General features: G+C 65.3%; 8 protein-coding genes. All 8 read left to right on the forward strand.

The genetic code is table 11. From position 1 onward, the window contains the following. Positions 1-128 precede the first annotated feature (128 nt). The 8 genes from G5S42_RS19940 to G5S42_RS19975 all read left to right on the forward strand — a co-directional run bounded on the left by G5S42_RS19940 (position 129) and on the right by G5S42_RS19975 (position 12,235). On the forward strand, positions 129-1,721 hold the full coding sequence (locus G5S42_RS19940; protein ID WP_176108368.1) for a sugar ABC transporter ATP-binding protein: 1,593 nt from the start codon (positions 129-131) through the stop codon (positions 1,719-1,721). Beyond that, on the forward strand, positions 1,721-2,836 hold the full coding sequence (locus tag G5S42_RS19945) for an ABC transporter permease (protein ID WP_176108369.1): 1,116 nt from the start codon (positions 1,721-1,723) through the stop codon (positions 2,834-2,836). Before G5S42_RS19940 ends, G5S42_RS19945 begins: the two co-directional genes overlap by 1 nt. 115 nt (positions 2,837-2,951) lie before the next feature. Further along, the gene (locus G5S42_RS19950) at positions 2,952-3,995 is read left to right on the forward strand and encodes a LacI family DNA-binding transcriptional regulator (protein ID WP_176108370.1); all 1,044 of its coding nucleotides are present in this window, start codon (positions 2,952-2,954) and stop codon (positions 3,993-3,995) included. 48 nt (positions 3,996-4,043) lie between these two features. After that, positions 4,044-4,973: a ribokinase gene (gene rbsK, locus G5S42_RS19955; RefSeq protein WP_176108371.1), complete on the forward strand. Its 930-nt coding sequence runs from the start codon at positions 4,044-4,046 to the stop codon at positions 4,971-4,973. 360 nt (positions 4,974-5,333) lie between these two features. After that, positions 5,334-7,118: a methyl-accepting chemotaxis protein gene (locus G5S42_RS19960; protein ID WP_176108372.1), complete on the forward strand. Its 1,785-nt coding sequence runs from the start codon at positions 5,334-5,336 to the stop codon at positions 7,116-7,118. A 364-nt stretch (positions 7,119-7,482) separates the two neighbouring features. Beyond that, entirely contained in the window at positions 7,483-8,244 is a 762-nt protein-coding gene (locus G5S42_RS19965; RefSeq protein ID WP_176110574.1) for a 2-keto-4-pentenoate hydratase, read from the forward strand. 634 nt (positions 8,245-8,878) lie between these two features. Continuing rightward, on the forward strand, positions 8,879-10,801 hold the full coding sequence (locus G5S42_RS19970; RefSeq protein ID WP_176108373.1) for a PrkA family serine protein kinase: 1,923 nt from the start codon (positions 8,879-8,881) through the stop codon (positions 10,799-10,801). A gap of 162 nt (positions 10,802-10,963) precedes the next feature. Further along, positions 10,964-12,235, forward strand: coding sequence for a YeaH/YhbH family protein (locus tag G5S42_RS19975; protein ID WP_176108374.1), 1,272 nt, complete (start codon positions 10,964-10,966; stop codon positions 12,233-12,235). Positions 12,236-12,414 lie beyond the last annotated feature (179 nt).

A 12,414-nucleotide genomic window follows, 5' to 3' on the forward strand; every position in this document is an offset into this window, starting at 1 on the left:
CTGCGCATTCCGCGCAGTGGGCCGACATGACTCGTGGCAGCCAGGAGCGATGTGCTGTGCGGCAAGCGCAGCGGACCACCGCCAGGGTGTCACGAAGGCGCCAGAGGCGCCATGCAATCAGGAGCGCGATGGATTCGACCGACCACGACGCCTTGCCTGTCGTGCTGACCGTCAGCGGCATCGGCAAGACCTATGCCGAACCGGTGCTCGCCGACGTATCGTTGTCGCTGCGGGCAGGCGAGGTATTGGCATTGACCGGCGAGAACGGCGCGGGCAAGAGCACGCTGTCGAAGATCGTCGGCGGGCTGGTCGAGCCGAGCGCGGGCACGATGCAGCTCGCCGGCGCGCGGTACGCGCCCGCGAGCCGCACCGAGGCCGAGGCGCTCGGCGTGCGCATGGTGATGCAGGAGTTGAATCTGCTGCCGACCTTGTCGGTCGCCGAGAACCTGTTCCTGAACCGGCTGCCGCGCGCGGGCGCGTTCAGCTTCGGCTGGATCGATCGCGGCAAGCTGCGGGAGAACGCGCGCGAGGCGATGGCGCAGGTCGGGCTCGACGCGATCGATCCCGACACGCTGGTCGGCGAACTCGGTATCGGTCATCAGCAGATGGTCGAGATCGCCCGCAACCTGATCGGCGACTGCCGCGTGCTGATACTCGACGAGCCGACCGCGATGCTGACCGCGCGCGAGGTCGATCTGCTGTTCGAGCAGATCGGGCGGTTGAAGGCGCGCGGCGTCGGGCTCGTCTATATCTCGCATCGGCTCGAAGAGCTGGCGCGGGTGGCCGAACGGGTCGCGGTGCTGCGCGACGGCCGCCTCGTGCATGTCGACGCGATGGCGAATCTGACGAGCGAGCAGATCGTCACGTGGATGGTCGGCCGCGAGCTCGGCGAGCATATCGATCTCGGCGCGCGCAACATCGGCGCGCCGCTGTTGAAAGTGGAGCGGCTCGCGCGCGGCAAGGTCGTGCGCGACGTGTCGTTCGAGGTGCGCGCGGGCGAGATTTTCGGCGTCAGCGGGCTGATCGGCGCGGGCCGCACCGAGCTGATGCGGCTCATCTACGGCGCCGACCGCAAGGACGGCGGCAGCGTGTCGCTCGCCGCGACGCCAGGCGTGCCGCCCACGCCGGTGCAGATCGACTCGCCGGCGGACGCGGTGCGCGCGGGCATCGCGCTGATCACCGAGGACCGCAAAGGCGAAGGCCTGCTGCTGCCGCAGCCGATCGCGGCCAACCTGTCGCTCGGCAATCTCGGCAGCGTCGCGCGGCATGGCGTGGTCGACGCGAAGCGCGAGAACGCGCTGGCGAACAGGCAGATCGCCGCGATGCGGATTCGCAGCTCGGGGCCCGCGCAGATCGTCGGCGAGCTGTCGGGCGGCAATCAGCAGAAGGTCGTGATCGGCCGCTGGCTCGCGCGCGACTGCCGCGTGCTGTTGTTCGACGAACCGACGCGCGGCATCGACGTCGGCGCGAAGTTCGATATCTACGGCCTGATGGGCGCGCTCGCTCGCGACGGCCGCGCGCTGGTCGTGGTGTCGAGCGATCTGCGCGAGCTGATGCTGATCTGCGACCGGATCGGCGTGATGTCGGCGGGCAGCATGACCGGAGTGTTCGAGCGCGCGAGCTGGAGCCAGGATGCGCTGCTCGCGGCCGCGTTCGCCGGCTACCGCGGCCGCGAGGCGCTGCTGCACACGCACGGCGTCAACGAAGCAGGGAGTCTGTGATGACCGATCAACCGTGGCGCGAGGCGGCGGGTGTCAAGCAGGGTGACAAACGGGGCGACAAGCAGGGTGACCAGCAGGGCGGCAAGCCGGGCGAAAAGCCAGCCGGCGCGCCGGACGCGCCCGTCGTGACGCCGCCGGCCGATCCGTCGGCGCCGCTCGCGAGCGGCAAGCCGGCCGGCACGCGGCTCGGCTTTTCGAACTACCTGGGCCTCGCCGGCGCGCTGCTCGCGATGATCGTGCTGTTCTCGCTGCTGAGTTCGCACTTTCTGACCTACGACACGTTCAGCACGATCGCGAACCAGATTCCGGATCTCGTCGTGATGTCGGTCGGCATGACCTTCGTGCTGATCATCGCGGGGATCGATCTGTCGGTCGGCTCGGTGCTCGCGCTCGGGGCGTCGGTGGTCAGCGTGGTGACGCTGAAGTGGGGCTGGGGGCCGGCCGCGGGGGCGCTGCTCGGTGTCGCGGTCGCGGCGCTGACCGGCACCGTGACCGGCGCGGTGACGGTGGGCTGGCGGATTCCGTCGTTCATCGTGTCGCTCGGGGTGCTCGAGGCGGCGCGCGGCATGGCGTATCAGATGACCAATTCGCGCACCGCGTATATCGGCGACGCGTTCGATTTTCTGTCGAACCCGATCGCGCTCGGCATCTCGCCGGCCTTTCTGGTCGCGGTGGCGGTGATGGTGATCGCGCAGCTGGTGCTGACGCGCACGGTGTTCGGGCGCTATCTGGTCGGCATCGGCACCAACGAGGAAGCGGTGCGGCTCGCGGGCGTCAATCCGCGGCCGTACAAGGTGATCGTGTTCGCGCTGATGGGCGCGCTGTCGGGACTCGCGGCGCTGTTCCAGATCTCGCGGCTCGAGGCGGCCGATCCGAATGCGGGCGTCGGCCTCGAGCTGCAGGTGATCGCGGCGGTCGTGATCGGCGGCACGAGTCTGATGGGCGGGCGTGGTTCGGTGATCAGCACGTTCTTTGGCGTGCTGATCATTTCGGTGCTGGCGGCGGGCCTCGCGCAGATCGGCGCGAACGAGCCGACCAAGCGCATGATCACCGGCGCGGTGATCGTGGTGGCGGTGGTGCTCGATACCTACCGCAGTCACCGCAAACGCGGCTGAGGTGTGCGCCGCGGCGCAGCGATGAATCAGTGTGGTGTGTCTTCGATGAAGACGTCCGCGGGTCGCCAGGCGGCGCATGCGGCGGGAACAACAGGCAGTAGGAGAGCAACAGGTTATGGCGACGATCAAGGATGTAGCGGCCGTGGCGGGCGTGTCGTTCACGACGGTATCGCACGTCGTGAACAACTCGCGGCCGGTGTCGGCCGATGTGCGCGCGAAAGTCGAGCACGCGATTCGTCAACTGCACTATGTGCCGTCGGCGGTGGCGCGCTCGCTGAAGGCGCGCGCGACCGCGACGATCGGACTGGTGGTGCCGAACAGCACCAACCCGTATTTCGCGGAGCTCGCGCGCGGCATCGAGGACGGCTGCGCACGCAACGGCTACTGCGTGTTCTTCTGCAACTCCGACGATGACCCCGCGAAGCAGCGCAACTATCTGCGCGTGTTGCAGGAAAAGCGGATCGACGGGCTGATCGTCGCGTCGGCCGGTGACGACGCCGTGCTCGCGCAGACGCTCGCCGACTCGCGCGAGCCGCTCGTCGTGGTGGACCGCAACATCGAGGGGGTCAACGCGGACCTCGTGCAGATCGATCACGAGAAGGGCGCTTACCTCGCCACCCGTCATCTGCTCGAGCTCGGGCATGTGCGGATCGGCTGCATCACGGGGCCGGTGGAGACCGCGGTCGGCGCGATGCGCGTGCACGGCTTCATTCGCGCGATGGCCGAGCGCGGCATCGAGATTCCGACCGATGCGATCGTCGAAAGCGATTTTTCGGGGACGGGCGGCCACCGCGCGGCCGCGCAGCTGTTCGACACGGTCAGGCCGTCGGCGATTTTCGCGGTCAACGACATGATGGGCATCGGCGCGTTGCGCGCGGCGGCGGAGCGCAATATCAGCGTGCCGCGCGATTGCTCGATCATCGGTTTCGACGATATCGAGCTGGGCCGCTTCACCTTCCCGTCGCTGTCGACGGTCGGGCAGTCGGTGCGCGCGCTTGGCGACACGGCCGCGCAGACGCTGATCGACCGGATCGCCGAGGCGGCGTCGAACAGCACCGCGCGCAGCCCGGCGCGCCGGCGGGTGGTGTCGCCGCGGCTGATCGTGCGCGAGTCCACCGCGACATGGGCGGGAGACGCACGGCGGAATCTGGCGGCCTGACGCGCCCGCGATAGCAACGCGACACGTCGCGCAATGGAGGGCACACGAGTGGCAAGCAACCCAACGCGTTCACGCGTCACGGTGGTCGGTAGTCTGAACATGGACCTCGTGGTGCGCTCGCCGCGCCTGCCGCAGCCGGGCGAAACGCTGGCCGGCCGCGGCTTCGCGCAGGTCGCGGGCGGCAAGGGCGGCAACCAGGCGGTCGCCGCCGCGCGGCTCGGCGCGCAGGTGTCGATGCTCGGCTGCGTCGGTACCGATGCGAACGGCGCGCAACTGCGCGCGGGCCTCGAAGCGGAGCACATCGACTGCGCGGCGCTCGAAACCGGCAGCGAACCGAGCGGCGTGGCGCTGATCGTCGTCGACGATGCGAGCCAGAACACGATCGTGATCGTCGCGGGCAGCAACGGCGAGCTCACGCCGGCCAGCATCGCGCGACACGAAGCGGCGCTCGCCGCCGCCGATGTCGTGATCTGCCAGCTCGAAACCCCGCCCGAATCGGTGCATGCGGCGCTGGCCGCGGCGCGGCGCCTCGGCAAGATCGTGATCCTTAACCCGGCGCCCGCTACCGGCCCATTGCCGGCCGCCTGGCTGCCGCTGATCGATTACCTGATTCCTAACGAACTCGAAGCCGCCGCGCTGAGCGGTGTCGCCGTCGACTCGCCCGCGGACGCCGCGCGAGCCGCCGCCGCATTGCGCGCGGCCGGCGTGCGCAACGTGCTGGTGACGCTCGGTGCGCGCGGCGTGCACGCGGCGCTCGAAGGCGCGGCCGCGACGCTGTACGACGCGCCGCGCGTCGAGGCGGTCGATACGACGGCGGCCGGCGACACCTTCATCGGCGGCTTCGCGGCGCAGCTCTCCCAGGGTGCGAGCGTCGAAGCGGCGATCCGCTTCGCGCAACGCGCCGCCGCGCTTTCGGTGACGCGCGCGGGTGCACAGCCGTCGATTCCGACGCGCGCCGAAGTCGACGCGTCGGGCTGATGCCATCGCGGCATTAGCGCCCCCGCGAGCCGCCTGACGGCGCTGTGCTGCGATCGCTTCGGCGACTCCGTACGGCTCGCAATCCGCCCAATCCCCGCCGCTCAAACGTCAAAAGTCGCGTTTTGACGAATACCGTCGCGTTGCCCCAACGCGACGCGAAGCCACACGTCTGCCGCCAACTCGCTTTCAACGTCTTACATCGTCTTTGTTCATACCTTTTAAATGCTTCAAGTCTATGAACGCGCTGCCGTAAACGATGATTAGAGCAATGACTCAAAAACAGCGCCGGACCCAAACTCACGCCGCCCCCACGCTGCGCAAGCAGCAGCCTCTCATCGAGTACAGCACACAGGACCAAGCATGTTGAATAAAGGCATCACGATCAAGGCGCGAATTGGACTCACGATGGCGTTCCTCGCCGCGTTGCTGGTTGCGATCGGCGTTTTCGGTCTGTTCGGCATGGGCCGTTCGAACGACGCCTATGAAGCCACTTTCACCGATGCGATGCCGGGCGCCGTGAACATCGGCAACGCGGAAATGTACGCGGCGCGCGAGCGACTCGCGCTCGACCGCGCCGCGTTCCTCGTCGGCACGCCGGAAGCGGCATCCACGATCGAGCGCGCGCGCATGCTCGGCAGCACGTCCGACATGTGGTGGAAAAAATATCTCGATCTGCCGCGCGACGCGGACGAAGACCGGCTCGCGCAGGACGTCGCCGCGAAGCGCAACACGCTGCATCAGCAGCTCGAAGCGTTCGCGACGGCAATCGAGGCGAACGATCAGAGCAAGCTGGTCGAGCACGCGAAGAATCTGCAGGCCGTCTTCAACGATCTCGTCACAGCCGACGACGCACTGCGCAAATACCAGTTCGATTCGGCGAAGCAGGGCTTCGACTCCGCGCAGAACAGTTTCCATCTGTTCCGCATGGTCAGCATCGGCGCGCTGGTGCTCGGCGTGCTGGCGGCGGCGCTGTCGTATCTGACGCTGAGCCGCGCGATCGCGCGTCCGCTCGACGAAGCGCTCGGCCACTTCGAGGCGATCGCGGCCGGCGATCTGCGTCGTCCGGTGGTCGTGACTTCGCGCGACGAAATGGGGCAACTGCTCGAAGGAATCGCCAGAATGCAGCACAGCCTCACCGAAACGGTGCGCAGCGTGCGCGGCGGTAGCGAGTCGATCGCGACCGCGACGCGTCAGATCGCGGCGGGCAACGTCGATCTGTCGTCGCGCACTGAAGAGCAGGCGTCCGCGCTGCAGGAAACCGCGTCGAGCATGGAGCAGCTGACCGGCACCGTACGCCAGAACGCCGATAACGCGCGACAGGCGAGCGCGCTTGCCGCCAGTGCGTCGGAGATCGCCAATAAGGGCAGCGCGGTGGTCGGCCAGGTGGTCGGCACGATGGGCGACATCAACCAGAGTTCGGCGAAGATCGCCGACATCATCTCGATCATCGAGGGCATCGCCTTCCAGACCAACATCCTCGCGCTGAACGCAGCCGTCGAGGCGGCGCGCGCCGGCGAGGAAGGGCGCGGCTTCGCGGTCGTCGCGGGCGAGGTGCGCAGCCTCGCGCAGCGTTCGTCGGCGGCGGCCAAGGAGATCAAGGAGCTGATCGATACGTCGGTCGAGCGCGTGCAGTCGGGCTCGGCGCTGGTCGACGAGGCCGGCCGCACGATGAGCGAAATCATCGGCGCGGTGCAGCGCGTGACCGACATCATGGGCGAGATCGCGTCGGCGTCCGAAGAGCAGAGCGGCGGCATCGACCAGGTCGCGCGCGCGGTCACGCAGATGGACGAGGTTACGCAGCAGAACGCGGCGCTCGTCGAGGAAGCTGCCGCCGCCGCGTCGTCGCTCGAGCAGCAGGCGGCCCGGTTGCGCAACGTGGTCGCGGTGTTCCAGCTCGACGACAGCGGCCGTGGCGGTCACGACGGGGCGTCAGGGCTTGCGGCGCTGAAGCGCCCGGTGTCCACGAGCCCGGTCGCCGCGCGCGCACGCAAGCTCACGCCGGCTACGGCGCAGGCGGCGATGCCGGCGAAGGCAGCGACGGTCGCTGCTGTCGCGCCGCGGGTTGCCGCCGCGCCCGCGCCCACCCGCGCGCCGGCCAGGTCCGCGGCGACGGCCGGCGGTGATCAGGATTGGGAGACCTTCTGAGCGGGCTCGGGTTCACGTGTACATGGGCGGCGGCGCTGTCGCGCGTTAGGTGATTGACCCCGCCGTTCGTTGCAACATCCGTTCCCGTCCGCTCGCTGGCTGTCCGGCATCCGCGCCGTACGAACGACGATTGCTTCGCGAAAAGCCGCGCCTGGGTCCCCAGGTGCGGCTTTTTTTCGGCTCGCGCAAGAAATAACGTTTGCGCGCGGCGTGGCTTTCACCGGCGCCTGTCGCGATCCGGTACATTGACGGGCACGGCCCCGATCCGCGTGCGCGGCGCGCGGCTGCCCGCACCTTCAACAGGTGGTTCCCACTTATTGCTACGTCCTGCGAACCTGCCATGCGCCAGCCACAAAAAACCGACATGACGCGTTACGATCTTGCGCAACACCTCGTCGAGGCACGCCGGCAGCACCTGCCGATCGACGCGCCCGCCCCCGACAGCCTGCCGCCCGACGCGGCGACCGCCTACGCGATCCAGCAGGCGGTGATCGCGGGGCTGGGCGAATCGACCGGCGCGTGGAAGATCGGCGCGAAGTCCCCGGGCGGCGCCGCGTCGGGCGCGCCGATTCCGGCCTCGCTGGTGGTGCCGTCGCCGGCGCGGCTTGCGCATGACGGATTCTTTCGCGTGCTGGTCGAGCTGGAGATCGCGTTTCGCTTCGACGTGACGATCGAGCCGCGCGCTCAGGCCTATGCGCGCGACGAGGTGCTGTCCAAGCTCGGCGCCGTGCTGCCGGCCATCGAGATCGTCGACAGCCGCTTCACCGAGTGGCCGAACGTCGCGCCGCTCGCGCAGCTAGCCGACGCGCAGAACAACGGCGCGCTGATCACTGGCCATCCGGCCGTCTATGCGAGCCTCGCGCGCGGCTTCGACTTCGTGTCGCCGGAACTGGAGCTGAGCTTCAACGGCCGCTCGCTGATACCGGAAGTGACCGGCAATCCGGCCGGCGATCCGCGCGAGCTGCTCGTCTGGTTCGTCAACCATTGCGCGGCAATGGGGATCACGATCGAGCGCGACTGGACCCTGACCACCGGCTCATACGTCGGCGCGCACAAGATCGACGAGCCCGGCATCGTGCGTGGACATATCGATGGGTTGGGTGAAGTGGAAATTGAACTGACCTGATCGATGCTGGTTGTAACCGCAAATTACAACGCTTCATCCATTCCAAACGGCTGCCCGCGTGCAGCCGTTTTTATTTTGGCGAATTCGAAACGGTGGCAGTCTTTGAATCGTTAACCTGTTCGAATCCATTTGTTGCAACTTTGCCGCTTCTTTCCGTATACACCTATGAGAGCGGCGCGAGCGGCTGCCGTCATCCAGTCGTACGGATCAGGGGTGTGCCTGCTTTTGGTGACGAAGTGTGCGTGCGCAGACAGCCGCATTTTTGTGAAGGGTCGACGGTGCAGGTACGGGATGTGCAATAGCAACGCGAGGTCATGGCGCGATGCAGCGGTAAAGCGAAGTCGTGCAGGAGCACTGAATAGCGATGCGGTGCTGAAGAAAGTAACGGTACAGCGGAGCAAGTAACGGTACAGCGGAGCAGCGGATGATTTGATTCGTTGCGGCGTGAGTGAAAAATTGTAGGTGGTCGATTCTTTGGTTCCAAGTGAGGACTGTAGCTTCGCGGTTACGGAGCGATTTTCGCAACGTAGTTCGTGAAAAAAAATTTAAAAGGGTTTAGGATGAATTCGAGCGATGTCGTTTCCGAATAGCGCGCCGCGCACGACATCGCTCCAGACTTCGGCGAGGAGGTAGCATGGATATCTACAGCAGTTTCGCGACCCGCTTCGAGAAAACACGGGAGGATGAACTCTCGCTCGAGGAGTATCTCGCGCTCTGCAAAGACAATCCCGCCGCGTACGCCACTGCAGGCGAACGCATGTTGACGGCAATCGGAGAACCGGAACAGATCGACACGCGCAACGATCCGCGTCAATCGCGTATCTTCGCGAACAAGGTCATCAAGGTATACCCCGCATTCCGAGAGTTCTACGGAATGGAAGAGGTGATCGAGCAGGTGGTCGCCTACTTCCGGCATTCGGCCCAGGGGCTCGAAGAAAAGAAGCAGATACTGTATCTGTTAGGACCGGTCGGCGGCGGCAAGTCGTCGATCGCGGAACGGCTGAAGCAACTGATGGAGCGCGTACCGTTCTATGCGATCAAGGGCTCGCCCGTCAATGAATCGCCGCTCGGTCTGTTCGACTACGAGGAAGACGGTCCGATCCTCGAAGAGCAATATGGCATTCCTCGCCGCTACCTGCGAGGCATCCTGAGTCCGTGGGCGGTCAAGCGCCTGCACGAGTACAACGGCGACATCCGCAAGTTCCGCGTGGTGCGCCGCTATCCGTCGATCCTTCGTCAGATCGCTATCTCGAAGACTGAACCGGGCGACGAGAACAATCAGGACATTTCGTCGCTGGTCGGCAAGGTCGACATCCGCAAGCTCGAACAGTACGCGCAGGACGACGCCGACGCGTACAGCTACTCGGGCGGCCTGTGCCTTGCCAATCAGGGCCTGCTCGAGTTCGTCGAAATGTTCAAGGCGCCGATCAAGGTGTTGCACCCGCTGCTCACCGCGACCCAGGAGGGCAACTTCAAGGGTACGGAAGGCTTCGGCGCGATCCCGTTCGACGGCATCATCCTCGCTCACTCGAACGAGTCGGAGTGGAAGGCGTTCCGCAACAACCGTAACAACGAAGCGCTGCTCGACCGGATCTTCGTCGTCAAGGTGCCGTACTGCCTGCGCTATAGCGAAGAGGTCAAGATCTACGAGAAGCTGCTGCGCAACTCGTCGCTGGCCAACGCGGTCTGCGCGCCTGGCACGCTGAAGATGATGGCGCAGATGTCCGTGCTCACGCGTTTGCAGGAGCCGGAAAACTCGAGCCTGTTCTCGAAGATGCAGGTCTACGACGGCGAGAATCTGAAGGACACGGACCCAAAGGCGAAGTCGTACCAGGAGTACCGCGACTTCGCGGGCGTCGACGAAGGCATGACCGGGGTGTCGACCCGCTTCGCGTTCAAGATTCTGTCGCGCGTGTTCAACTTCGACTCGACCGAGGTCGCGGCCAATCCGGTGCATCTGATGTACGTGCTCGAACAGCAGATCGAACGCGAGCAGTTCCCGCCCGAAACCGAGCAGAAGTATCTGTCCTTCATCAAGGACGTGCTCGCGTCGCGCTATGCGGAGTTCATCGGCAAGGAGATTCAGACCGCGTATCTGGAGTCGTACTCCGAGTATGGTCAAAACATCTTCGACCGCTACGTCACGTATGCGGACTTCTGGATCCAGGATCAGGAGTTCCGCGACCACGACACCGGCGAGAGCTTCGACCGTGCCGCGTTGAACGCCGAGCTGGAGAAGATCGAGAAGCCGGCGGGCATCAGCAACCCGAAGGACTTCCGCAACGAGATCGTGAACTTCGTGCTGCGCGCGCGGGCTGCGAATGCGGGCAAGAACCCCGCGTGGATCAGCTACGAGAAGCTGCGCGTCGTGATCGAAAAGAAGATGTTCTCGAACACGGAAGAACTGTTGCCGGTGATCTCGTTCAACGCGAAGGGCTCGGCCGAAGAGCAGCGCAAGCACGAAGACTTCGTCAATCGCATGGTGGCGAAGGGCTATACGCCGAAACAGGTGCGCTTGTTGTGCGACTGGTATCTGCGCGTGCGCAAGTCATCGTGATGCGCGCATGATACTCATGATGTGCCGCCCGTACGGTTCGACCGTACGGGCAACCGGCGAGGCGCAAGCCGCATAGCATGCACTGCGCGGCGGGCGTCTCGCGCACCGGAAATATTAGTGCGGCCGCAGCGGAAACGCGGTTGCACGGACGGGAGACCGGGCGTGCTTCATCAAATCATCGACCGCAGGTTGGCAGGCAAGAACAAGAGTATTGCGAATCGCGAGCGTTTTTTGCGCCGCGTCAAAAACTATATCCGTCGCGCCGTTTCGGAAGCGGTGCGCGACCGCAGCATCAAAGATATCCAGAACACCCAAAGCATCACCATTCCGCGCAAGGACATCGCGGAGCCGTCGTTCCGTCACGGACCGGGCGGCCGCCGCGAGATGGTGCATCCCGGCAACTCGGACTACATCCGCGGCGACAAGATCCAGCGCCCGCAAGGCGGTGGTGGTGGCGGCGGAGGCAGTCAGGCCAGCAACGAGGGCGAGGGTCAGGACGACTTCGTGTTCGAGCTGAGCCGCGAAGAGTTCATGCAGTATTTCTTCGACGACCTCGAACTGCCGCGTCTCGTCAAAACCCATCTGATGGCCGTGCCGACGTGGAAAAGCATCCGCGCGGGCTGGGCCGCGGAGGGCACGCCCAACAACATCGACGTGGTGCGCTCGCTGCGCAGCGCGCTCGGCCGGCGCATCGCGCTCGGCGCGCCGCTCGTCAACCAGTTGCACGAAATGGAGCGGCAGCTCGAAGAGCTGAAGGCCGATCCCGCCGATCGCCGCGAAGAGATCAAGCTGCTCGAAGACGACATCCACCATCTGAAAGGACGCATCTGGCGGATTCCGTTCATCGATCCATTCGATCTGCGCTACGTGAATCGCGTGAAGCAACCCACGCCGTCGAGTCAGGCAGTGATGTTCTGCCTGATGGACGTGTCCGGCTCGATGGACGAGCAGCGCAAGGATCTCGCGAAGCGCTTTTTCATCCTGCTGTACCTGTTTCTGAAGCGTAACTACGAGCGCATCGAAGTGGTGTTCATTCGCCACCACACGCGCGCCGAGGAAGTCGACGAAGATACGTTCTTCCACTCGACCGAAAGCGGCGGCACGGTGGTGTCGAGCGCGCTCGAACTGATGCGCAAGGTGATGGAGGAACGCTACTCGCCAACTGAATGGAACATTTACGGGGCGCAGGCTTCGGACGGCGACAATTGGACCGACGATTCGCCGAAGTGCCGCAAGATACTCTCGGATGACATCCTGGAGAAGGTGCGGTATTTTGCGTATATTCAGGTGACGCCCGAAGAGCAGAATCTGTGGCTCGAATACGCGCAACTGGCGCTATCGCAACCGCATATGGCGATGAAGAAGGTCGAAACCGCGGCCGATATCTATCCGGTGTTTCGCGAGTTGTTCGAGAAGCAGGCGGCGACTTCGTGAGGGAACGCTGATTGCGCTCCAGGCATCTGGATCACGACGCGTGCGGCGATGAATCGTACGACTTGAGGCAATCCGTCGTACGACTGCGCCGCAGCGCAACAAAGGCGTGCCGCAGCAACTGTCGGGGCATGCCGAGGCAGGAGCGGCTAGCACGGCAGCCGCTCGCGCCGGAGCAGTCC

This window comes from Paraburkholderia youngii (assembly GCF_013366925.1).
GTDB classification, from domain to species: Bacteria; Pseudomonadota; Gammaproteobacteria; order Burkholderiales; family Burkholderiaceae; genus Paraburkholderia; species Paraburkholderia youngii.